Origin of the sequence: Paracoccus sp. C2R09, from assembly GCF_018860625.1 — a bacterium.
Taxonomy (GTDB): Bacteria; Pseudomonadota; Alphaproteobacteria; order Rhodobacterales; family Rhodobacteraceae; genus Paracoccus.
This window is the reverse complement of record NZ_JAHKQB010000023.1, coordinates 241,002-264,813: the sequence shown is the minus strand read 5'-3', so window position 1 is coordinate 264,813 and position 23,812 is coordinate 241,002. Positions and strand designations below refer to the sequence as shown.

Below are 23,812 nucleotides of genomic sequence, written 5' to 3'. Positions count from 1 at the left end.
CAACAATGCAAGGGAAACGGAATTGAAGGTACTCATCGCAGGAACGGGCTTTGCCGCCGAAGGTCACGCACAGGCATTCCGCGCCGCCGGCGCCGAGATCGCGGGGATCGTCGGGCGCACCCCCCATGTCGTCGACGAGATCGCGCAGAAGCTGGGCATCCCCCATGCCGGAACCGACTGGCCCGAGGCGCTGCGCATCTGCGACCCCGACATCGTGTCCATCGCGACACCGGGCGGGGCGCATTACGACCCGATCAAGCAAGCCATCGCGCATGGCGCGCATGTCTTCTGCGACAAGCCCATGACCGCGACGGCCGACACGGCGGCCGAACTGCACCGCCTGGCGCAGAAGGCCGGCGTCAAGACCGCCTATGCCGCCAGCTTCCGCTATGCCCCCGGCGTGCTGCATGCCAAGCAGCTGGTGGCCCAAGGTGCCATCGGTGAGCCGACCGAGGTGGAATGCATCTCGCATTTCAACCTGGAACGCGGGATCCCCTTCGGCTGGTCGCACCGCCGCGAAGATGGCGGGGGACGGCTGAACAACAACTTCACCCATACCCTGTCCATCGTGGCGTCGGTGCTGGGCGACCGCATCCTGTCGGTCATGGGCGAGGTCCGCGACGATCTGGAACGCGCGCCCATCGTGAAGGGCGTCCACAATTTCGCCACCCGGCGCGACTTCATGCCCAAGGATCTGAACGATCCGACGCTGGAATGGGGCGAAAGCAATGTCGAATGGTCCTATACCGTCATGGCCCGGATCGAAAGCGCGCTTGCGTCGAAGCCCGTCTCGGTCCTGTTCAGGCATGGCGGGCTGGTGCCGCGTTTCCACGAGGATCACATCGTCTTCTACGGGCGCGAGGGCGCGATCTATGTCGAGGGGCATTACGGCAGCGGTCAGCTGCATCTGTTCGACAAATCGGGCAAGTGGCACGCACTGCCACTGCCGGAGGACATCGCCGCCCGCATCCCCGACACCAAGGGCGAGACCGAGCAGTGCTGGCACTATCTGGCCCGCGAATTCACCCGCGACATCCGGGGCGAGCCTCACGAGGATTACCCCACCTTCCGCGAAGGGGCCCAGTATCAGCAGATCATCGAGCTGATCCGCGCCGAAGGGAACTGGACCAACCTCGACTGAACGCCCGCCCGGCGGGTCATCGACCCGCCGGGCATATCGCCTATTCCCCCATCGCGCGTTCCTTGTGCCAGAAGATCAGCACGCGCTGCGCCCAGGCCGTCGCCGCGAACAGCGCCAGCCCGATGAAGCTGAGATAGAGGATCAGCGAGAAGACCCGCGGCGTGTTCAACTGGGATGCCGCGACGCGGATCAGCTCACCAAAGCCGTTGCCGCCGCCCAGGAACTCTCCGGTGATGGCGCCGGCCATGACGCCGACCGATCCGATCTTCAGGCCCGTGAAGATCTGAGGCAGGCCCGTCGGGATCTTCATCTTCACCAGCGTCTGCCACCGCGTGGCCCCCATCGTCTTGAACAGCATCCGCGCATTCGCATCGGGTGCATGCAGCCCCGCGGCGGTGCCCACCACGATCGGGAAGGTCGCGATGAAGGCCGCAAGCGCCACCTTGCTGTCGATGTCGAAGCCCAGCCAGGCCACGAACAAGGGCGCGAAGGCCACCTTGGGCATCGTGTCGATCGCCACCAGATAGGGCATGATCGCACGTTCCCCGAAAGAGGTCTCGCCCACGACGATCCCAAGGGTCAGCCCGATGGCGATCGCCAGCGCATAGCCGTAAAGGACCGTCCGCACCGTGGTCCAGAGCGAGACCGCCATGTAATCCCCCGTCAGGATGTTGCGCCCGACGAAGATCATGTCGTTCAGGGTCTCCAGCGGCGTCGGCAGGATGATCGGCGGCACGAGGTCCGACATGGTCAGCAGCTGCCAGAAGCCGATGAAGACCATCGCCACGAAGGCCAGCTGCACAGCACGCGGGATCTGGTCCAGCAGGCTGACCTTTTCCTGCCAGATCGTGTCGGCGGGCTGATGGGCATGTGTCTCGGTCATCAGAAATCCCCCTGGTCAAGACGGGTGCGGATGCGTTCGACCAGCGCGCCGAAGCGCGGCGTGGTGATCATGTCCAGCGTGCGGGGCCGGGGCAGGTCGATCTCGATCACCTCGGCGATGCGGCCCGGACGTGGCGCCATGACATAGACATGGTCCGACAGGATCACGGCCTCGGCGATGGAATGGGTCACGAGGAACGCCGTGGCATTGGTTTCCGTGCAGATCCGCTGCAGTTCCATGTTCATGAAATCGCGCGAGATTTCGTCAAGCGCCGAGAAAGGCTCGTCCAGCAGGATCATGTCGGGTTCTGTGACCAGCATCCGGCAGATCGCCGCGCGCTGCGCCATGCCGCCCGACAATTCGTTGGGATAGACGTTCTCGAACCCTTCGAGTCCCACCAGCTTCAGCAGGTCGGCACCCCGGTCCCGCGCCTTGCGGGCCGCGGCCTTGCCGTCGCGGATCTCGATGGGCAGCAGCACGTTCTCCAGCGTGGTCCGCCAGGGGAACAGGGTCGCGTGCTGGAACATCATCCCGATGTCGCGGCGCGGACCCATCACGGGCTGGCCGTTGATCGTCACCCGTCCTGCCGATGGCGGGGTCAGCCCCGACATGATCTTGAGCAGCGTCGATTTCCCGCAGCCCGAAGACCCGATCACCGACGAGAAGCTGCCCCGCTGCAGCGACAGCGATATCCCCTCCAGCGCGCGGACGCGGTTGCGGGCATAGGTCTTGCCGACGCCCGTCAGCTCGTAGACCGTCTCGGCGTCGGACGATCCGCGGATGGGTTCAACCTTCCTTGCCAGCGCCGCCATCACTCGAACTCCGCGCTGATCTTGTCCACGAATTCGTTGGTGAAGGCGGCATCCAGATCGTCCAGCGGTGCGGACAGGTCGCCATTGGCGATCAGGCTGTCCTGCCATTCGGCCCAGACGGCGGGCGGGATATAGCCCATGCTGGATTCCGGATCGACCGGCACGGATTTCGACCGGACGGCGGTGAACAGCGCCGAGGCGAAGTCGCGATCCTCGATCTCTTGCGGGAAACCAGCGGCGAAATGGTCGAGGCTGGCCTCGCGGTTGGCCTCGTCCATGGCGAAGATCATCCCGCGATGGACGCCGCGCAGGAACTTCTCGACCAGTTCGGGATCGGACTGGATCGTCTCGTTCATGGTAACGATGCCGTTGCCGAAGAAGCGGGCGAATTCGTCAGGGGTCACGTCGCGCAGGGCCACGCCGCGCTGGACCAGCACGGCGGCATCCGCGACCGATGCCGAATAGGCCGAGATCTCGTTGCGCAAAAAGGCCGCCGTCGCGGGACCGCCGTCGCCCACGGTCATCAGCGTGTAATCCTCGCCCGCCTCGAGGCCGGACCCGCTCATGACATTGCGGGCAAAGCCCACTTCGGCGCCATCGGCGGTGCCGGTGCCGATCACCTGACCCGACAGATCCTCGGGCGTCTGGAACGTGCTGTCCTCCTGCACCATCAGGCCGAAATTCGCGCGTGCGGCGGTGTTGTAGACGAAGACCGCATCGACCCCGCGGGACCGTGCCGTCAGCAGCGGCCCGGGGCCGGGGCGCCCGAATTCGGCCTGACCCGCCGCCAGCGCCTGAAGGACCGCGCCCGATCCGTTCACCGTCTCGACCTGGACGTCCAGACCCTCATCCTCGAAATAACCCTCGCCCATGGCGATGAAGACGGGAAACGAGTTGATGGCCGACGCGCTTGGTTGCGCAAAGGTGATCTGCTGCAGGTCCTGGGCCATCGCGACCGAGGCCGAAGCCGCGATCATCCCGATGGCGGCGGCGGTGCCGAGCATCTTTCTGGCAAACATGTTCTTCCTCCCATTCGTTGATGATGACCGCCCGTCCGCGCCTCCTCCGCGCGTCGGGGCGGTGCCTGTCAGGCGACGTTCAGCCTTGCGCGGCCCTCGTCGCGCATGGTGTTGGCAAGACGTCCGATGCCCTCGATCTCGCAGGTGACGCTGTCGCCGTCACGCAGATATCGCGGCGGCTCCATCGCATAGCCGACCCCCGAGGGCGTGCCCGTGGCGATGATGTCGCCCGGTTCCAGCGTCATCCCCGCCGAGAGCGAGGCGATGAGCGTGGGGATGTCGAAGACCATGTCGCGGGTGTTCCCGTCCTGCCGGACCTCTCCGTTGACCGAACAGCGGATCTGCAGGGCATGGGGGTCGGGGATCTGGTCGGCGGTGACGATCCAGGGGCCCATCGGGGCCGAGCCGTCCAGCCCCTTGCCCTTGAAATACTGGCCACCATGCAGACGCTGGACATCGCGCGCGCTAATGTCGTTCAGGATCGTGTATCCGAAGACATGCTCCATCGCGCGTTCCGCGGGAATGTCGCGCCCGGTCTTGCCGATGATCACCGCCAGCTCGACCTCGTAGTCGATATTGGTCGAGACATGCGGAAAGATCGGGATCGCCCCGTCGGGCTCGGTGATCGCGGTCGGGGGCTTGGTGAAGAAGACCGGCACCTCGGTCACGCCCACGTCGCGTTTCTGCGCACGGTCGCCTTCGGCGATATGTTCCATGTAGTTGCGCCCGACGCAGAAGATGTTCTTCGGCGGTGCGGGGATCGGGGCCGCCAGGCTGTAGCTGCCCCTGGGCACCATGCGCAGGGTCGAGATATCGCCGATCTTCGCCAGCCCGCCCGCGACCGCATCGATGACCGACATGCCGATCAGATGGGCGTTGCCATCCTCGTCGATCACGGCCCCTTCGGTCTTCGGCCCGATCCTGAGTGTCGCCAGTCGCATTCTGTCCTCCCAAACAAACTGTCCTTGGGGAACAGCCTAGCCACGCATGGGGCCGTCGTGTTGAAACCAATCATTGCATTGGTCGCAAGGAAATGGCTGAATGACGCGGGGACTGCGCATTTCGGCAGGAATTTAGGGGATATGACCAATGCCGGGATTGGGCGAAGCATCAGGGCAAACCGCCGATCTGGTTCGCAGGCTGCGGGAGTTCCTGGCCGAAGCGGGCTTTTCCCACAGCGACCGCCTGCCCCCCGAACGTGCGCTTGTCGCCGAATTCGGCGTCACGCGGGCAGAACTGCGCAAGGCGCTCCAGGTGCTGGAGGGGGACGGCCTCATCTGGCGGCATGTCGGGCGGGGCACTTTCCTCGGGGCGCGTCCGGTCCACAACCTGGGCGATCTGGCCTATCTGCGCGACCTTGCCCGCCCGGTGCAGCTGCTGGAAGCGCGCATGGCGATCGAACCCGAGATCGCGCGACTGGCCGCCCTGCATTCCACGGTGCAGGATCACGACAGGCTGCGCCACTGGGCCGAACGGGCAAGACGGGCCGCCGATTGGCGCATGTACGAGGCTGCCGACACGAACCTGCACAACGCCATCGCGCAGGCGGCCCACAACAAGCTGCTGATGCACCTGTTCAACGAGATCAACACCGTCAAGCGCGCGGTCCTGTGGAATGTCGAGCGCCGGTCCACCCGCCCTCCGCAGGACCATTTCGCTTTCCCCCAGCATGATGCGATCATCGGCGCGATCGAGGGTCGCCGCCCGGATACGGCGGTCCGCCTGATGCGCGATCACCTCGCCTCGGTCGGGGCGAACCTGCCGCCGGGTGCTGCCCGCTGACGCGCCCGTGCGTCACGTCTTGACGCCGCCCCGGAACGGCATAAACGGCATCGGCGGTCACGTCACGACCGCCTCTTTTCCCGAAAAGCCCATCATGTCGTTCCTTTCGTTGTCGTCGGGCGATCTCATCGCCGATCGCCGTGCCGAATATGCCGAAGCCCTGCTGCCGGGCGACCCCGTGGCAGCCTCCGAAATCTATCTTCAGGCGCTGGACCTGCGGCCCGACTGGGTCGCGGGCTGGTTCCGCCTGGGCGAGATCCGCATGAAGGCCGATCTGCCCGCCGCCCGCGAGGCGTTCGAGACCGCGCTGCGGCTGGACCCCGAGGACCGGCTGGGCGCGGCGCTGTGCCTCGACCTGCTGCGGGGACGGTCGCTGGCCGACAGCATGCCGTCGGCCTTCGTGGAAACGCTGTTCGATCAATATGCGGCGGGCTTCGAGGAATCGCTGGTGGACAGGCTGGATTACCGCGCGCCCGAACTGCTGGCGCAGGGGTTGTCCGGACCGCTCGGGCGGGTTCTGGACCTTGGCTGCGGCACCGGGTTGATGGGCATCCATCTGCGCGGTTGCCAATGGCTGGAAGGCTGGGACATCTCGGCCGAGATGCTGCGGGAAGCGGCCGCGAAGGACATCTATGACGATCTGCGCAAGGCCGATCTGTCCGCGCTGGATCCGCAATGCGATGCCTGGGATCTGATCACCGCCGCGGATGTCTTCGCCTATCTGGGGGCGCTGGAACAGATCGTGGGCTGGGTCGCATCGGCGCTGCGTCCGGGCGGGCGTTTCGCCTTCACGGTCGAGGCCCATGACGGCCCCGAGGCCTATGTCCTGCGCCCCAGCCGCCGCTTTGCCCATGCCGCCCCCCACCTGGCCGATCTGCTGGACCGGGCGGGCTTCGAGGCCCGGCTGACCCCCGCCATCCTGCGACAGGATCGCGGGCGCCCGATCCATGGGCTGGTGGTCCATGCCACCCGCCGCGTTCCGGATCGGCAGGGCGATCTGCGGCGGGACGCCCGCCAGCTCGGTCCCGTGGTCTGACAGGCCCAGACCGGGCTTGCATCCGGTGGCCAAGCGATCTCTACCTGTCGCGCACGTCGCGTGAACCAGCCGCGACAGGCGACCAAGGAGAAAAGCACCATGACCACCGGAACCGCAGACCATCAGGACGCATTGGACGAACTTCGCGCAGCCCTGGGCGATCGTTTCAGCACGGGGGATTCGATCCGCGATCTGCATGGGCGCGATCAGGCCTATGCGGTGCCGCATCTGCCCGATGCGGTGGTCTTCCCGCGCTCGACCGAGGAAGTCTCCGAGATCATGCGCATTTGTTCCAGGCATCGCTGCCCGGTGGTGCCCTTCGGCATCGGATCGTCGCTCGAGGGTCATGTCGTTCCGCTGCAGGGCGGCGTCAGCATCGACCTGAGCCAGATGAACGCGATCATCGCCATCAACGAACGCGATCTGGATGCGGTGGTCCAGCCGGGCGTCACGCGGACGCAGCTGAATGCCGAACTGCGCGCGACGGGGCTGATGTTCACGGTGGATCCCGGCGCGGATGCCACCCTTGGGGGGATGGCCGCGACGCGGGCCTCGGGGACGAATGCCGTGCGCTATGGCACCATGCGGGAAAACGTGATGGCGCTGACGGTGGTCCTGCCCGACGGGCGCGTCGTGCGGACCGGCAGCCGGGCGCGCAAATCCTCGGCCGGGTACGACCTGACGCGGCTGTTCGTGGGGTCCGAGGGGACGCTCGGGGTGATCACCGAACTGACGGTGCGCCTGTTCGGGACGCCCGAACGGATCATGGCCGCCACCTGCGCCTTCGACAGCGTCGAGGCGGCCGTGGACACCGTGATCCTGGCCATCCAGTCCGGCCTGCCCATGGCCCGGATCGAGCTGCTGGACGAAATGCAGATGCGGGGGATGAACATCTACAACCCCGATCTGGAACTGCCCGAGAAGCCGCACCTGTTCCTCGAATTCCACGGCACCGAGGCGGGCGTCGCCGAACAGGTCGAAAGCTTCGAGGCGATCGCCGGGGAATTCGGCGCATCCCGATTTCGCACCGCCACGAGGACCGAGGATCGCACCCGCCTGTGGGAGGCGCGTCACAACGCCTATTACGCCGCCAAGGCGCTGGCGCCGGGCTGCGCGGCCGTGCTGACCGATTGCTGCGTCCCGATCTCGGCCCTGGCGGAATGCATCGCCCGGACCAAGGAACTGATCGCGGCCTCCGGCCTGACGGCGCCGCTGGTCGGGCATGTGGGCGACGGCAATTTCCACCTGTCGATCCTGATCGATCAGGACGACCCGGACCAGTTGTCCCGCGCCAAGGCGCTTGCGGGCCAGGTCAACATGGTCTCGTTGGAACTGGGCGGCACGGTAACGGGGGAACATGGCGTGGGTTCGGGCAAGATCGCCTATATGCGCGCCGAACATGGCGAAGGGTTTGACCTGATGGCCCAGATCAAGCGCAGCATCGACCCGCTGAACATCATGAACCCCGGAAAGATCGTCGAGATCTGAGCGGATGATCACAACGACGTGATCGCCCGTGCGTTTCGCGCATCCGCTGCGAATGGACGGGCGACCGGTCAAAGTTCAAGGAGATTACCCGATGCGTCTTGCCATTCCGACAGCGATCCTTCTCACCCTCGGGCAGGCGGCCATGGCCGGGCCCGTCAGCTTCGCGAACGGCTGGCAGGAACAGCGCCTGTCGCTGTTCAGCACCAACGACTATCGCTTCGGGGCGAATCTCTCGATGGTTTCGGACGGCTCGGTCTCGATCGCGTGGACCCGCGTCCCCGAGGCCGACTGGAACGCCGGCGGCGCGTCGTGGAACTGGACGGTCGAGCAGTCGGTGCCGGCCACCGACCTGTCGCGCAAGGGGGGCGACGACCGCAACCTGTCGCTTTATTTCGTGTTCGTCCCGCAGGCTGCGGCGCCGGGGCTGAAGGGCGCGAACATCCGCAGCCTGCTGGGCAACGATCAGGTCCGCATCATCCAATACGCCTGGGGCGGGCAGCATGCGCGCGGTCAGGTCCTGCCCTCGCCCTATGGCCCGCAGGGACAGGGCGTCACGATCCCGCTGCGGCAGGCCGGGACCGGTTCGCACGGGGAATCCGTCGATCTGCCCGCCGATTACGCCCGCGCCTTCGGCGGCAGCAAGGGCGCGCTGATCGGGCTGGCCGTTTCGGGCGACAGCGACGATACCGACAGCGTCATCCGTGCGGCCATCGGCAACCTGACACTGCGCTGAGACGGTCCGGGGCCGCGCCTCAATTCCCCGCGAAACGCGGTTTTGCGAATTGCAGCGGCCCCGTGCGGCACTTAACTGATCGGCATGTCCCATCCGATCACCCAGACCCTCGGCCCGATCCTGCTGCTCGACGACCTGTCGGATGGCCGGATGCATCTCTCTGCGCTGTTCATCGCGCCCCTGGACGAGGAACCCGGTCCGATCGACCTGCCTTCGGGGCCGGTCGCGCCGATCCGCATCGCCGATTACGACGAGGCCGCAATCTGGCGCGCGCGCTTCGCCCTGCCGTCGGACCGAAGCTCGACCTATGGCTGGGGCGGGTTCGAATTTGCGGTCGCGGGCGATCTGACGGGGGATCTGCGACTGGCCTATGTCTCGTGCAACGGCGAGGAGGTCGGCGACATGGACCGCGAGGGGTCCGAGCGGAACGCCATGTGGTCCCGCCTGCGCGACGAACACCACAGCGCCCCCTTCGCCCTGCTGCTGCATGGCGGCGATCAGGTCTATGCCGACGAGGTGACGCATGGTCACCCGCTGAGCGAGGACTGGCCCGACAGCGTTCCCGAGGCCCCGGATGCGGCGCAGCTTGCCGATCTGCGGCATCATCTGCGCCAGCGCTTCTTCGCGCGCTATGCCGCGCTCTATGCCGCGCCGGAACTGGCATGGCTGTCGGCCCGGGTGCCATCGCTGATGCAGTGGGACGATCACGACATTTGCGATGGCTGGGGATCGTTGCGCGAAACCCGCACCCGATCCGAGGTCGGGCAGGTGCTGTTCGAAACCGCGACCGAGGCGTTTCTGCTGTTCCAGCAGGGTTGCGTGGCGGGCGACCTGCCCGCGCGTTTCGCCGACCCCACGGGCGCCCATCTGGGGTGGTCGGTGACCGCCGGCGGGCTGCGCATCCTGGCCCCGGACCTGCGCGGCGAACGCGACCGGCACCGCATCATGGGCCCCGGCGGCTGGGCCATGATCGAGACCGAGGCAGCAAAGCCTGCGACCGGCCACACCATGCTGATGTCCAGCGTGCCCCTGCTGGGGCCGCGCATGTCGTTGCTGGAAACCGTGATGATGGCCATCCCCAGCATGCAGAAATACGAGGATGACCTGCGCGATCAGTGGCAGAGCCGCGCCCATCGCACGGAATGGCGCCGCATCCTGCGCGTGGTCCGCGACATGTGCAGGGCCGGCGATCACCACGTCACCGCCCTTTCGGGCGAGATCCATCTGGCCACCCGTGCCGTCATGGGCCTGGGCGGCGGTCGCGAACTGCATCAGCTTGTGGCATCGGGCATATCGCATCGCGCGCCGCCCAAGGGATGGGCGCGATTCCTCGGGATGCTGTCCTGGCTGGGCGAGGACCCCCTGCCCGACCATCCGATCCGCATCAAGCCCCTGCCCGGCCAGCGCCACCGCTATGCGGCAGAGCGGAACTTCCTGACATTGGACCGACAGGGCGACCGCTGGTCAGCCCGCTGGCACCTGGAGGAAAGCGGCACCACCCCGCCCTTGTCGATCGGGGGCATTCCGTCCGATCCCGGCCCGCGCTAAGACCGGATGCACCCAAGGACAGGTGATCCGATGCCCCTTTCGCCCGCGACCGAAGACGCCCTGATCCGCATCGTCCGCGATGCAGCACGCGATCAGATCATGCCACGCTTCCGCAACCTGCCGCCCACCGCCATCGCGACCAAGACCGGCCCCGAGGACCTCGTGACCGAGGCCGACACGGCCGCCGAGGCGCAGATCGCCCGGGCCATCCGGGCGCTTCTGCCGGGTGCGATGATCGTGGGCGAGGAAGCGGCCTCGGCGGATCCTGCCATTCTCGAAGGGCTGGGGCAGGCGCCGCTGGCCGCGATCATCGACCCCGTGGACGGGACCGCGAATTTCGCCGCCGGCCTTGCGACCTTCGGCGTGATCCTTGCCATCGTCCAGCGGGGCGAGACGGTCTTCGGCCTGCTGCATGATCCGGTTCTGGACGATTGGGTGATGGCGCGGCGCGGGGGTGGCGCGTGGTATTGCAGGCCCGATGGCGACCCGGTCCGGCTGGCGCAGGGTGGTGCGCGCGCCATCGAACGATCGCGCGGTTTCGTCTCGCTCGCGCTCTATCCCCAGGCCCGTCGTGCCGGCGTCGCTGCGGCGTTCCCGCCATTCGCCCGGGTGAACACGCTTGCCTGTTCCTGCCACGAATACCGGCAGATGGCGCGGGGTCACGCGGAATTCATGGTCTCGCCCCTGACGAAGCCCTGGGACCATGCGGCGGGCGCGCTGGTGATCGAGGAGATCGGCGGCCGCGTGACGAACGGTCGGGGCGAACGCTGGACCCCTGCCGCGATGGAGACACCCATCACCGCGACCGTGCATCCCGACCAGCCCGCACCCGCATTCGGCGACCCGACCCAACGCCTTCCGTGACGCAGCGGAAGTTCCGCAGCGTTACGCGCCCCATATCACCGCTTTTTCACAGAAAATTGTGGAATTCCGCGCCGTGTTAGCGTTTTCTTGCCGACAGGGGCAGCACAGGAACGCATGCCCGTGGGGAGGATGACGATGAGAAACACCACAGCAATCGCCGCCGTGATCGCATTCGGCGCGACGGCAGCCTTCGCGCAGGACGACAAATACGCCGATCTGGACCGCAGCGGTTGGCCCGACAGCTTCACCGTCGGCACCGCATCGCAGGGCGGCACCTATTTCGTCTACGGCTCGGGCTGGGCGAACCTCGTGGGCGACCAGCTGGGCATTTCCGGCGGCGGCGAGGTGACCGGCGGGCCGATGCAGAACATGGCGCTGGTCCATACGGGCGATGCGGCCTTCGGCATGACCACGATGGGCCCCGCGCGTGAATCGCTGGAAGGCACGAACCCGATCGCGCCCGGCCTGCAGATGACCAATGCCTGCGCGATGTTCCCGATGTACCAGACGCCCTTCTCGATGGCGGCGCTGTCCTCGTCGGGGATCACCTCGGTCGAATCGATCCCGGAAGGCGCGCGGATCGGCTTCGGTCCGGCAGGTTCTACCTCGGACACCTATTTCCCGGCAATGCTGGAAGCCCTGGGCGTGAACTTCGAACGTCGCAACGGCGGCTGGGACGACTTGGGCGGACAGCTGCAGGACGGGCTTCTGGACGCAGTGGCCTTTGCCGTCGGCATCCCGACCCCGGCCATCAGCCAGATCGAGGTGCAGGCCGATGTGAACTTCATCGACTTCACCGACGAGGAAGAGGCCCAGATCATCGAGGAATTCCCGGTTGCGGAATACATGATCCCGGCCTCGACCTATTCGACGCTGGACCGCGACATGCAGTCGGTGGCGATGTGGAACTTCGCGATCGCCAATTGCGAACTGCCCGAGGACTTCATCTATGCCGCGACCGACATCGTGATGTCGGACAACGCGCGCATGGTGAACATCCACGGTTCGGCCAAGGAAACGCTGCCCGAGCATTGGGACAAGAACAAGGTGATGAAATGGCATCCGGGCGCGGCGCGCTGGTTCCGCGAGAATGCGGGCGCCGAGATCCCCGACGACATGGTCCATTCCGCCGAATAGGCCCGCGCGACGGGACTGCGAACGAAGCGGGCCGCGGCGACAGCCGGCGGCCCGTTCCGCTATCAACAAAAGGCCACGTGCCACAGGGAAGTATCGATGCCGCGACAAGATGAAGAAAAGCACGCGACCCACCCCGAGCTGGAGGCCAGCACCCTGGCCGAAGGCGGCGGCGTGATCGCGGAAGGGGTGGACGAGGAACCGGTCGAGGCCAATCGCCGCGACTTCGCGGGCTGGCGCCTGATGGCCGTGGCCTGGTTCGCCGGGCTCTATGCGGCATTCCACATGGCGGCGCTGAACGGCGTCTCGATCCGCGACTGGACGGGGCTGAACCTACCCTTCCTGCCGACCTTCCCGATGGAGACCTGGAACTTCCGCATCATCCACGTCGCGGGCGCGCTGTTCCTGGGCTTCGTCCTGTTCGCCGGACGCAGCTTCCCCGACGAGGACGACGCCGAGACGCGCTGGCTGAACTGGCCCGCAATGGCGTTCGGCGTGCTGGCGCTGATCTCGCTCGGGACAGCGATCGGTTTTGCCACGGATATCGCGGGCGGCACGATGTGGAACGGGATGGACCCCGGCATCCGCTTCCGCGAGATCTGGTGGTACGGCCTGCCCCTGCTGGTCGCATCGGGCGGCGGGATCGTCCTCAGCTGGTTCCACGGCCGCAGGCGGGACGGCTTTGCGCTGCCCGACGTGGTCCTTGGCATCTGCGCGGTCGCGGTCGCGGTCTATCTGATCACGATCTACGGGACCTTGATGCGCAATTCGACCGGCACGCCCTTCGCGCCCATCGGCATCTCGATGGCGGCGCTGGCGGGCGTCGCGCTGGTGCTGGAGCTGACGCGCCGCGTCGCGGGCCTTGCGCTCGTCATCATCTCGGGCGTGTTCCTGGCCTATGTCTTCACCGGGCAATACATGCCGGGCTTCCTCAATTCGCCCGCGATCAGCTGGGAACGCTTCTTCAGCCAAGTCTATACCGATGCGGGGATCCTGGGGCCGACGACGGCCGTCAGTTCGACCTACATCATCCTGTTCATCATCTTCGCGGCCTTCCTGTCGGCATCGAAGGTGGGGGATTACTTCGTGAACTTCGCCTTCGCAGCCGCGGGGCGTTCGCGCGGCGGTCCCGCCAAGGTCGCAATCTTCGCTTCGGGGCTCATGGGGATGATCAACGGCACGTCCGCGGGCAATGTCGTGGCGACGGGGTCGCTGACGATTCCGCTGATGAAGAAGGTGGGCTATCGTCCCACCACCGCCGGCGCAGTCGAGGCCGCGGCATCCACCGGCGGGCAGATCATGCCCCCGATCATGGGTGCGGGCGCCTTCATCATGGCCGAGATCACCGGCATTCCCTATACCGACATCGCGCTGGCCGCGGTGATCCCCGCGATCCTCTACTTCGTCTCGATCTACTTCATGGTCGATTTCGAGGCCGCGAAACTGGGCATGCGCGGCATGACCGAGGATCAGCTTCCCAAGTTCCGCAACATGGTCCGGCAGGTCTACCTGTTCCTGCCCATCGTGATCCTGATCGCGGCGCTGTTCATGGGCTATTCGGTGATCCGGGCGGGCACCCTTGCCACGCTGTCGGCGGCCGTCGTGTCATGGCTGACGCCGCATCGGATGGGCCTGCGCGCCATCGGCAAGGCGTTCGAGCTGGCGGGCATCATGTCCATCCAGATCATCACCGTCTGCGCCTGCGCGGGCATCATCGTGGGCGTCATCGCACTGACCGGCGTGGGCGCGCGCTTCTCGTCGCTGCTGCTGGGGATCGCCGGCGCGTCCGAGCTGCTGGCCCTGTTCTTCGCGATGTTCATCGCCATCCTGCTGGGGATGGGCATGCCCACGACCGCGGCCTATGCGGTGGCGGCCAGCGTCGTGGCACCGGGCCTGACCAATCTGGGCATCCCGCCGCTGACCGCGCATTTCTTCGTCTTCTACTTCGCGGTGGTCAGTGCGATCACCCCGCCCGTGGCCTTGGCCAGCTATGCCGCGGCGGGGATCTCGGGGGCGAATGCGATGGCAACCTCGGTTGCATCCTTCAAGATCGGGATCACCGCCTTCGTCGTGCCGTTCATGTTCTTCTACAACGCGGCCCTTCTGATGGACGGCACCTGGCTCGAGATCATCCGCGCGGGTTTCACGGCCATTGTCGGCGTCTTCCTGCTGTCGGCGGCGGTCCAGGGCTGGTTCATGGGTGGACGCATGGTCTGGTGGCTGCGCCTGGTCCTGGGCGTCGTCGCGCTGTTCATGATCGAGGGCGGGATCGTGACCGACCTCATCGGCATCGGGGGCGGCATCGCCGTCTGGGCGATCCAGAAGGTCATCCGCCCCGACCCCGACGCGGCATTCGACGTGCGCGGCGCCGACTGATCGCATCTGGCGGGTCCGATCCTCGGGCCCGCCTTCCTTCCCGCCCCTCCCTTTGCATCGAACACGAAGCTGTTACATAAGGTGCAGATCAAGGGCCGCCCCGCATGGCGGTCCAAACGCAATACATAAGGGGGGTGCGTCATGGAGACTGGCGTCTGGGTCAGCCTTGCTGCCTATTTCCTGCTGATGCTTGCCATCGGCTTCTATGCATACCGCAAATCGACATCCAGCAGCGAGGAATACCTGTTGGGCGGCCGAAACCTGCCGCCCGCGGTCGCGGCACTTTCGGCAGGTGCATCCGACATGAGCGGATGGCTGCTGCTGGGCCTGCCCGGGGCGCTCTATGCCACGGGCCTGGTCGAGGCCTGGATCGGCATCGGCCTGTTCGTGGGCGCGCTGATCAACTGGATCGTCGTCGCTCCGCGGCTGCGCGAACAGACGGAACGATACGACAACGCGCTGACGATCCCGTCCTTCCTGGCAAACCGCTTTCCGACCAAGGCCAAGGCATTGCGGATCGTCTCGGCGATCATCATCGTGGTCTTCTTCGCCGTCTACACGGCATCGGGCCTGGTCGCGGGCGGCAAGCTGTTCGCCAGCGCCTTCGACGGCGGATACCTGACCGGGGTCTGGGTCACGCTGCTGGTGGTCATGGCCTACACGATGGTCGGCGGTTTCCTGGCCGTCAGCCTGACCGACTTCGTGCAGGGCTGCATCATGATGATCGCGCTGATCATCATGCCCGCGATGATCCTCTGGCTGGGTAAGGGCGACGGCTTCGCCCAGGCCGCCGAGACCGTTTCCACCTTCGATCCGAACTATCTGTCGCTGACGAACGGACTGACCTTCGTGGGCTTCCTGTCGGCGGTGACCTGGGGCCTCGGATATTTCGGGCAACCGCATATCATCGTCCGCTTCATGGCGATCCGCACCGTTCGCGAGGTCGCGGCCGCGCGCAATATCGGCATGGCCTGGATGGGCATCTCGCTGCTGGGTGCGGTGGGTGTCGGCATCCTCGGACGGGCATATGCCGTCCGCAACGACCTTGTCGTCGATGACGCCGAGACGATCTTCATCGTCCTGTCGGACCTGCTGTTCCACCCGCTGGTCACGGGCTTCCTGTTCGCCGCACTGCTGGCGGCGGTCATGTCCACCGTCTCCAGTCAGCTGCTCGTCTCGTCCTCGTCCCTGGCCGAGGATTTCTATCGCCTGTTCCTGCGCAAGGACGCGTCCGAGCGCGAGGTGGTGAATATCGGCCGCCTTGCGGTTGCGGCGGTGGGCATCGTGGCGGCCCTGATCGCGGGCGATCCCGACAGCCAGGTGCTGGGGCTGGTCGCCAATGCCTGGGCGGGCTTCGGCGCGGCCTTCGGTCCGTTGATCATCCTTGCGCTGACCTGGTCGCGGATGACCGGTTCGGGCGCGGTGGCGGGCCTCGTGACGGGGGCCGCCGTGGTGATCGCCTGGATCAGCCTCGGGCTGAACCGGTCCTTCATGGGCGGACCGGGCATCTACGAGATCATCCCGGGCTTCGTGGCGGCCTTCGCGGCCATCGTGATCGTCAGCCTGGCAAGCCGCCAGCAGAACGAATTCCGCGCCTGACCGAACGATCGAACAGACGAACGGGGCGGGTATTTCCCGCCCCGTTTCGATTCCCGCAGCCGGTCACGATGTCTGTTCGCGTATCCAGTCGATGAAGATCCGCGCATCCTCGCGCCTGCCCAGATCGTCGCGTTCGACCACGAAGAACCTCTGGGCCATGGGCAGTTCGACGGGCAGCGGCGCGACCAGGGTGCCGCGTGCCAGCGCATCTGCCGCGAAGCTTCGGCTGATCAACGCGCAACCCCGTCCGCCCGACAGGATCTGCATCGCGATCAGAGACGAATCCGCCTTCATCCAATGGGCCGGACGGGCCGATCCGATCCCCTGCGCCTCGAACAGCCTGTCCCAATCCGTTTCCGATCCGACGATCTGCACGATCTCGGCCAGGTGCAGCGCATCGGTATCGGCGATGGCCCCGGCATAGTCGGGATGGCAGACCACGGTCGCGGGCGCGGTGGTCAGCGGGTGGATGTTCTGTTCCGCCCAATCCCCTTCGCCGTACCGGATGTCCAGATCTATGCTGGCGCCCGCGATCCGGTCGGCCCAGACGGTGGTCGACAGCTCGATCTCGATCCCCGGATGCGCGCTTCGGAAATCCGACAGGCGCGGTGCCAGCACCAGCGCGGCGAATGATATCGACGACCGCACGCGGACCACCGACTTGCGCTGGTCGCTGAACAGCCCGTCGGTCGCGACCTGCATCTCGGCAAAGGACTTGCGGACGGGCAATGCATAGGCCTGCCCCAGATCCGTCAGCTCGACCCCCCGTGCAAGGCGACGGAACAGCAGGATGCCCAGATGCTGTTCCAGCAACCGGATCTGCTGGCTGACCGCTGCGGGGGTCAGGTTCAGTTCGTCCGCGGCCGAACTGAAGGACGCATGACGGGCCGCCGCCTCGAACGATCGAAGCCAGGTGACATGGGGCAGCTTGCGCATCGTATGGCCAATCCGTCGCCTCGGGGAATTCGCCCATCATGGATCCGCGGCTGGCCAAACACAAATGAGGTCTTTGCGGTCAAAGGCATTGTTTGCGTTGAAATGCATCTGCTGTCTTCCTGTGCAACGCGCAGGCAACATCAAGGCAGCGGCCATGGTCAGTGACAGCTACGATTACATCATCGTCGGTGCCGGATCGGCAGGCTGCGTGCTGGCGGACCGGTTGACGCGAAGCGGCAGGCACAGCGTCCTGCTGCTGGAGGCGGGCGGCAGCGATGCCCGTTTCTGGGTCAAGGTGCCTGTGGGATATGCGGTGAACTATGCCAATCCCGCGCTCAACTGGGGATACCATACCGAGGCCGACGAAGGGCTGTCGGGCCGTGCATCCTATTGGCCGCGCGGCCGGGTCGTGGGCGGGTGCAGTTCGATCAACGCGATGGCCTATATGCGCGGGATGCGCCACGACTTCGACGATTGGGCCGCCGCCGGCGCGACGGGCTGGGACTGGGATGCCGTCCACGAGACCTATCGCATCATGGAGGAACCCGGCGGCGGACCCGTTCGCGTGGGCGATCTGTCCGACCAGATGCACCCGTTCTCGGGCCGCTTCCTCGATGCGGCGCGACAGGCGGGCCATCCGCCAAGCGACGACCTGAATGCGGCTGATGGCATCGGATATTACCGCAGCACCGTCTGGCGGGGGCGGCGCTGGTCGGCGGCGGATGCCTTCCTGCGCCCTGCCCTCCGCCGCCGGAACCTGCGCATGGTGACCCATGCCCATGTCACGCAGCTGGAATTCAACGGCCGCCGCGCCACCGGACTGACCTATGATCACAAGGGCGCGACCCGGACCGTCCATGCGCGCCAAGAGGTCATCCTGTCGGCAGGTGCGATCAACAGCCCGCAGATCCTTCAGCTGTCGGGGATCGGGCCTGCCGATCTGCTGCGCCGCCACGGCATCGCGCCGCGCATGGATCTGCCGAAGGTGGGCCAAGGATTGCAGGACCATCTTGCGATCACCCACCAGTTCACGACCGATCGCAGGACCCTGAACCACGGGCTGGGTCGCAGGCGGGGGCGGATCGCGGCGGGCATCCGCTATGTCCTGACCCGCAAGGGCCCGCTTGCGGTGCCCGTGAACCAGGTTGGCGGCTTTGTCAGGTCGGCCCCGCAGGTCGAACGCCCCGACATCCAGCTGTTCTGCAACCCGGCATCCTACGAGATCACGACCGATGGGGCGGTGGTCATGGACCGCGCGGGCGGTTTCATCCTGTCGGGCCAGCCCTGTCGCCCGACCAGCCGGGGCGCGGTCCGGATCAGGTCCGCGGACCATCGCGATGCGCCCATGATCGACGCGAACTCGCTCGGGACCGAATACGATCGTCAGGCCGCGATACGCGCCAGCCGGCTGGTGCGCCAGCTGTCGGCCAGCCCGGCGCTGGCCTCGGTCACCACGGCGCCGAAGGATGATCGTTTCCCGGCCATGAACGATGACGACCTGCTGCAGGATTTCCGCGACCGGGCCGCCACCGTCTATCACCCGACCTGCACCTGCCGCATGGGGACCGACGCCGCGAATTCCGTGACCGATCCGCGCCTGCGCGTTCACGGCGTGGCCGGGCTGCGCGTGGTCGACGCCTCGGCCTTTCCCAACATAACCTCGGGCAACACCAATGCACCGGTCATGATGCTTGCCATGCGCGCAGCCGACATGATCCTGCAGGACGCCCGCTGAGAACCGACAACGCACAAGGAGCAGCGCGATGCGCCTCGAGACGCTTGAAACCTTCGTCATGGGAAACCCGCCCCCGCGCCATGGGGGCCGGTATTTCATCTTCGTCCGGTTGACGACCGAATGCGGCATCACCGGCGTGGGCGAGATCTACAACGCCACCTTCGGCCCCGACATCTGCTGCGCGATGGCCCGCGACATGTTCGACCGCCAGTTCGCGGGCAGCGATCCGGCCAATATCGAGCTGCTGTTCCGCCGCGTCTACGGTGCGGGCTTCACCCATCGCCCCGATGTCAGCGTCATGGGCGTCTTCAGCGGCCTCGAGATGGCCTGCTGGGATATCCTGGGCAAGGCCGCGGACAAGCCGGTCCATGCGCTTCTCGGCGGGCGGGTCCATGACCGGCTGCGCAGCTACAGCTACATCTATCCGGCGGATGGCGATGTCTATCCCGACCCGGATGCGCCCAATGTCTACAACGATGCCGACATGGCCGCCGAGGTCGCCGCGAAGATGGTCGATCAGGGATTCAATGCGCTGAAATTCGACCCGGCCGGACCCTACAGCATCTTCGACGGCCACCAGCCCCGCCGCGAGGACATCACCCGCAGCGTCGCCTTCTGCCGCGAGATCCGCCGCGCCGTGGGGGACCGGGCCGACCTGCTGTTCGGGACGCATGGGCAGTTCACCGTGTCGGGGGCCAAGCGGATGGCCCGCGCGCTGGAACCCTACGATCCCCTGTGGTTCGAGGAACCGATGCCCCCCGAAAGCCCCGCCGACATGGCGGCGGTCGCGGCCTTCACCTCGATCCCCGTCGCGGCGGGCGAAAGGCTGTGCACGAAATACGAATTCGCGCGCGTGCTGGAAGCGGGCGCGGCCTCGATCCTGCAGATGAACCTGGGCCGCGTCGGCGGGTTGCTGGAGGCCAAGAAGATCGCGGGCATGGCCGAGACACGCCAGGCCCAGATCGCGCCCCATCTCTATTGCGGGCCAGTCGTGGCCGCCGCGAACATCCAGATCGCGGCCTGTTCGCCGAACTTCCTGATCCTTGAAAGCATCGGGACCTTCGACGGCCCCTACATGTCCGGAGTCAAGGGCGGGATCGAATGGGACGAAGGCTACATCATCCCCTCGACCGCGCCCGGCCTTGGGCTGGAGCTGGACGATGCGGCCATCGCCGCGATGCCCTGGCAGGGAAGCGACCTGCATCTGGGCATGACCGAGACGCATGTGACGCCCTGAAAGGACCGACATGATCAATATCGACAAGTTCTATATCGGCGGCGAATGGGTCGTGCCTGCGGGCACCGATACCATGCCGATCCTGACCCCCCGCGACAATTCGCGGGTGGGCACGCTGACGCTTGGCAATGCGGCCGATGTCGATCGCGCCGTCGCTGCCGCCAGCCGCGCCTTCGAGACGTTCTCGATGACGTCCAAGGCGGAACGGCTGGACCTGCTGCGCCGCATGGCCCGCATCACCGCGGCCCGCATGGACGACCTGGCCCATGCGATCACGACCGAGATGGGCGCCCCGATCACCATGTCGCGCGACGTTCAGGCCGATAGCGGGCTGGGCCATCTGAACGCCTTCATCGCAGCGCTCGAGGCGCTGGAGGAAGAGGAGACGCTGCCCAACGGCGACAGGCTGACCCGCGAACCCATCGGCGTCTGCGGTCTGATCACCCCCTGGAACTGGCCGATCAACCAGATCGCGCTGAAGGTGGTCCCGGCGCTTGCGACCGGGTCCACCTGCGTCCTGAAGCCGTCGGAACATACGCCCCTGTCCGCCCAGATCTATGCCGAGATCATCCACGAGGCCGGATACCCGGCGGGCGTCTTCAACCTGGTTCATGGCGACGGGCCGACCGTGGGCGCCGCCATGTCGCGCCATCCGGATGTGGCGATGATGTCCTTTACCGGATCGACCCGGGCGGGCAGCGCGGTGTCGCGCGATGCGGCGGACACGATCAAGCGCGTCACGCTGGAACTGGGCGGCAAGTCCCCGAACCTGGTCTTTGCCGATTGCGACCTGGAAACCCGCATCCGCGAGGGCGTGCAGACCTGCTTCTACAATACCGGCCAGTCCTGCGACGCACCGACCCGGATGCTGGTCGAACGCGGCGTCTACGACCGTGCCGTCCAGATCGCGCGCGACGCGGCCCGCGCGCAGCAGGTGGGCGATCCGCTGGCACCGGGCGACCATATCGGACCGCTGTTCGACGGGCTGCAATACGACCGCGTGCAGGCGATGATCGCCAAGGGCATCGACGAGGGCGCGACGCTGCTGGTCGGGGGGCCTGGCCGCCCGGACGCGCTGGCGCCCGAGCTGCAGGGCGGCTGGTTCGTCCGCCCGACCATCTTCGCGGATGTCACCCCCGACATGGCGATCTGGCGGCAGGAGATCTTCGGGCCCGTTCTGGTCATGACCCCCTTCGATACCGAGGACGAGGCGATCGCCATGGCCAACGACACCGAATACGGGCTTGCGGCCTATCTGCAGACCGGCAACGAGGATCGCGCCCGCCGCGTCGCGCGCCGTCTGCGGGCGGGGGGCATCCATATCAACGGCAGGGATGCCGATTACGGATCGCCCTTCGGTGGGTTCAAGCATTCGGGCATCGGTCGCGAGGGCGGTCGCTTCGGGCTGGAGGACTATCTCGAACTGAAATCGCAGCCGCCCTTTGCGCTCTGACAAAAGGCCCCGCCCCTGATCATGGGGGCGGGGCCGGGCAATCGGACGGGGCAGGACGAAAGGCACGGTGGGGCGCCCCGCCGTGCCCTTGCAATCTGCGGCCGGGCGCGGCCTTCAGCCCTGGGCCTGGCGCGCGGGGATCTCGGCCTCGCCGTCGAAACCCTTCTTCGCCAGCACGCGATAGGTCGACCGAAGCGCACCGCGATCGGTATAGCAGCCCCGCAGGTGGCGACTGCCGCTGTCTGCGACGTAACCTTCGCGACCGTGAACGATGCGGTGATTGTCGAAGACCACGCAGTTCCCCGCCTCGGACCGGAAGCGCAGCAGGAAGCGATCCTCCTTCATCATGCGGATGAACTTGACGAAGGCCGGATAGTAGTCGTCCAGCAGATCCTGCGGCAGGTCCATGTTGTCCTGCAGATGCTGAGAGATGGTGACGCCGGTGACGCGCCCGTCCACATCCGTCTCGATCACGCGCTGATGGGCGCGGTAATCCCAGTCGTCGTGGCGGTAGAAGAACGGGATGTCGTGTCCCGCCAGCAGCGCGAACGCCTCGGGATCCTCCTCTCGCAGCGCCTCGGCGACCGCCGCCCCGTCGAGAAACAGCGAATTGCCGCCCTCGACCGTATTTTCCAGGCAGTGCAGGAACTGGACGCCCGGCGCGGTCTCCTCGCCCGGAAGGTCGGTATGCATCTCCAGCGGGCCGGCGGTGAAGGCCAGGTTCGTCGGCGCGATCTCGACCCGCACGTTGAAGAACAGGCCCTCGGCGGACGGCGTCACCGGACCGATGGCGTTGACCAGCCGGGGCAGCGATCCTTCGGATTTCTCCATGCCGGTGACGATGGCGATGCCGTCCTCGATCAGGGCGCGGGCCAGGCGGGCGCGGCCTTCCTCGGTGCCGGTCACGTCATCCTGCGACACGCGGGCGATGCGCGGCAGATGGTCGTTGAACCACAGGCGCCGCGGCAGATCGGCCGGATCGGCGCCCCGTCCGTTGGCCGCGACATCGCGCAGCAGCGCCAGCGGCACGCGGGATGCCTGCGCCTCGTCCGCCCAGCCGATCACCACCACCTCGCCCTCGACCATGGCCGAGGTCGCGCGCGGCGGCTGCGCCAGTTCGGAGGCATCGAACACGCGTTCGCGCGTCTGCGGGTCGATGCAGGACTGGCAGGCGTCGCGCAGCCAGTAGTAGTTGAAGTAGCGCTGGCCTTCGGGCAGGCCGACGACCATGCCCTTGTCATGCAATTCGAAGCTCGTCTCGGTCATAGGAATGATCCCTTGCAGTTCGTCTCAGTCGGCATAGCTGTCGTTCTCGTCGTCCAGGATGGCGCGCAGCTGGGTCAGATGCGCCCTGGCCTGGCCGGGATAGTCCTGAAGTTCCCGCGCGGTCTTCTCGGCGATCTCGTCGGACATGACGCGCAGGGGCCGACCGGTCTGCAGCGCGCGGATATAGGTCTCGGCCGCGCGTTCGAAATAGAAGAGCCGGTTCCAGGCATCCGCCACCCCGTCGCCGACGACCAGAACGCCGTGATTGCCCATCACCAGAACCTTCGTGGCCGGGTCGGACAGCAGGGTCGCGCAGCGTGCGCCCTCTTCCTCGAAGGCCACGCCGCCGAATTCGTTGTCGATGGCGTGGCGGTTGAAGAAGGTGGCCGTGTTCTGGTCGATCGGCGGCATGCGGCTGTCGGCCAGGCAGGCCAGCACCGTCGACCAGATCGAATGCGTGTGCATGACGCAGCGCGCATGCGGGCAGGCGCGATGGATCGCGGCATGCAGCCCCCAGGCGGTCGGATCCGGCGCGTTCGGCGCATCCATGACGGACGGATCATTCACATCCAGCACCAGCAGGTCGGACGCCTTGACGCGCGAGAAATGCACCTGGTTCGGGTTGATGAGGAACCGCGTGCCCTCATCGTTGACCGCAAGGCTGAAATGATTGGCCACCGCCTCGTGCATGTTCAGCCGTGCGGCCCAACGGAAGCTGGCGGCAAGATCCGCGCGTTCGGTCCAGTGGTCGATATTGGCGTCGCGCATGA

General features: G+C 66.5%; 20 protein-coding genes and 1 pseudogene. 13 read left to right on the top strand and 8 right to left on the bottom strand.

All coding sequences use genetic code 11. The annotated features are described in order from the left end of the window. Window positions 1–22: 22 nt before the first annotated feature. Window positions 23–1,141 carry a Gfo/Idh/MocA family protein gene (locus KO490_RS09255; RefSeq protein WP_216019127.1) on the top strand — a complete coding sequence of 373 codons (1,119 nt, stop codon included), beginning with the start codon at window positions 23–25 and terminating at the stop codon, window positions 1,139–1,141. A gap of 40 nt (window positions 1,142–1,181) precedes the next feature. Here KO490_RS09255 and KO490_RS09250 read toward each other — a convergent pair whose 3' ends face one another. The 4 genes from KO490_RS09250 to KO490_RS09235 form a co-directional block, all read right to left on the bottom strand. Then, entirely contained in the window at window positions 1,182–2,024 is an 843-nt protein-coding gene (locus KO490_RS09250; RefSeq protein ID WP_216019126.1) for an ABC transporter permease, read from the bottom strand. Continuing rightward, entirely contained in the window at window positions 2,024–2,836 is an 813-nt protein-coding gene (locus KO490_RS09245; RefSeq protein ID WP_216019125.1) for an ABC transporter ATP-binding protein, read from the bottom strand. Before KO490_RS09245 ends, KO490_RS09250 begins: the two co-directional genes overlap by 1 nt. Continuing rightward, a complete protein-coding gene (locus tag KO490_RS09240) occupies window positions 2,836–3,855 on the bottom strand; it encodes an ABC transporter substrate-binding protein (protein WP_252727090.1) in 1,020 nt (339 codons plus the stop codon). Before KO490_RS09240 ends, KO490_RS09245 begins: the two co-directional genes overlap by 1 nt. Window positions 3,856–3,923: 68 nt before the next feature. Beyond that, window positions 3,924–4,796: a fumarylacetoacetate hydrolase family protein gene (locus tag KO490_RS09235; protein ID WP_216019124.1), complete on the bottom strand. Its 873-nt coding sequence runs from the start codon at window positions 4,794–4,796 to the stop codon at window positions 3,924–3,926. Window positions 4,797–4,944: 148 nt separating this feature from the next. Between KO490_RS09235 and KO490_RS09230 the strand changes: the two genes are divergently transcribed. The 9 genes from KO490_RS09230 (at window position 4,945) to putP (ending at window position 16,415) form a co-directional block, all read left to right on the top strand. Beyond that, window positions 4,945–5,637: a FadR/GntR family transcriptional regulator gene (locus KO490_RS09230; protein ID WP_216019123.1), complete on the top strand. Its 693-nt coding sequence runs from the start codon at window positions 4,945–4,947 to the stop codon at window positions 5,635–5,637. A 94-nt stretch (window positions 5,638–5,731) separates the two neighbouring features. Further along, on the top strand, window positions 5,732–6,673 hold the full coding sequence (locus tag KO490_RS09225) for a class I SAM-dependent methyltransferase (protein WP_216019122.1): 942 nt from the start codon (window positions 5,732–5,734) through the stop codon (window positions 6,671–6,673). Between the two features lie 99 nt (window positions 6,674–6,772). Next, on the top strand, window positions 6,773–8,161 hold the full coding sequence (locus tag KO490_RS09220; RefSeq protein ID WP_216019121.1) for an FAD-binding oxidoreductase: 1,389 nt from the start codon (window positions 6,773–6,775) through the stop codon (window positions 8,159–8,161). Between the two features lie 91 nt (window positions 8,162–8,252). Next, window positions 8,253–8,894 (top strand): DUF3047 domain-containing protein, encoded by a 642-nt coding sequence (locus KO490_RS09215; RefSeq protein ID WP_216019120.1) that lies wholly within the window; start codon window positions 8,253–8,255, stop codon window positions 8,892–8,894. A gap of 84 nt (window positions 8,895–8,978) precedes the next feature. Further along, complete coding sequence (locus KO490_RS09210; protein ID WP_216019119.1) at window positions 8,979–10,442, top strand: alkaline phosphatase D family protein; 1,464 nt, start codon at window positions 8,979–8,981, stop codon at window positions 10,440–10,442. A gap of 30 nt (window positions 10,443–10,472) precedes the next feature. Continuing rightward, complete coding sequence (locus tag KO490_RS09205) at window positions 10,473–11,306, top strand: inositol monophosphatase (protein WP_216019118.1); 834 nt, start codon at window positions 10,473–10,475, stop codon at window positions 11,304–11,306. A gap of 135 nt (window positions 11,307–11,441) precedes the next feature. After that, window positions 11,442–12,443 (top strand): TAXI family TRAP transporter solute-binding subunit, encoded by a 1,002-nt coding sequence (locus tag KO490_RS09200; protein ID WP_216019117.1) that lies wholly within the window; start codon window positions 11,442–11,444, stop codon window positions 12,441–12,443. 96 nt (window positions 12,444–12,539) lie between these two features. Continuing rightward, on the top strand, window positions 12,540–14,816 hold the full coding sequence (locus tag KO490_RS09195) for a TRAP transporter permease (protein WP_216019116.1): 2,277 nt from the start codon (window positions 12,540–12,542) through the stop codon (window positions 14,814–14,816). Between the two features lie 141 nt (window positions 14,817–14,957). Beyond that, window positions 14,958–16,415, top strand: a complete 1,458-nt coding sequence (gene putP / locus KO490_RS09190) for a sodium/proline symporter PutP (protein WP_216019115.1) — start codon at window positions 14,958–14,960, stop codon at window positions 16,413–16,415. Window positions 16,416–16,478: 63 nt separating this feature from the next. On the opposite strand, the gene KO490_RS09185 is transcribed toward putP, so the two are convergent. Together KO490_RS09185 and KO490_RS16660 are read right to left on the bottom strand one after the other, a co-directional pair. Further along, on the bottom strand, window positions 16,479–17,117 hold the full coding sequence (locus KO490_RS09185) for a LysR substrate-binding domain-containing protein (RefSeq protein WP_371822296.1): 639 nt from the start codon (window positions 17,115–17,117) through the stop codon (window positions 16,479–16,481). A gap of 48 nt (window positions 17,118–17,165) precedes the next feature. Then, window positions 17,166–17,351, bottom strand: a pseudogene (locus KO490_RS16660) (LysR family transcriptional regulator); the annotation flags it as partial. A gap of 154 nt (window positions 17,352–17,505) precedes the next feature. On the opposite strand from KO490_RS16660, the gene KO490_RS09180 reads away from it, so the two are divergent. Genes KO490_RS09180 through KO490_RS09170 form a run of 3 tightly spaced genes read left to right on the top strand, consistent with a single transcriptional unit; the run spans window position 17,506 to window position 21,776 of the window. Beyond that, complete coding sequence (locus KO490_RS09180) at window positions 17,506–19,086, top strand: GMC family oxidoreductase (RefSeq protein ID WP_216019113.1); 1,581 nt, start codon at window positions 17,506–17,508, stop codon at window positions 19,084–19,086. A 28-nt stretch (window positions 19,087–19,114) separates the two neighbouring features. Continuing rightward, window positions 19,115–20,323, top strand: coding sequence for a mandelate racemase/muconate lactonizing enzyme family protein (locus KO490_RS09175; RefSeq protein ID WP_216019112.1), 1,209 nt, complete (start codon window positions 19,115–19,117; stop codon window positions 20,321–20,323). A gap of 10 nt (window positions 20,324–20,333) precedes the next feature. Further along, window positions 20,334–21,776 (top strand): aldehyde dehydrogenase family protein, encoded by a 1,443-nt coding sequence (locus KO490_RS09170; protein WP_216019111.1) that lies wholly within the window; start codon window positions 20,334–20,336, stop codon window positions 21,774–21,776. 114 nt (window positions 21,777–21,890) lie between these two features. Here KO490_RS09170 and KO490_RS09165 read toward each other — a convergent pair whose 3' ends face one another. Continuing rightward, a complete protein-coding gene (locus KO490_RS09165; RefSeq protein WP_216019110.1) occupies window positions 21,891–23,042 on the bottom strand; it encodes a TauD/TfdA family dioxygenase in 1,152 nt (383 codons plus the stop codon). 24 nt (window positions 23,043–23,066) lie between these two features. Further along, window positions 23,067–23,810: a class II aldolase and adducin N-terminal domain-containing protein gene (locus KO490_RS09160; protein WP_216019109.1), complete on the bottom strand. Its 744-nt coding sequence runs from the start codon at window positions 23,808–23,810 to the stop codon at window positions 23,067–23,069. Window positions 23,811–23,812: the final 2 nt, after the last annotated feature.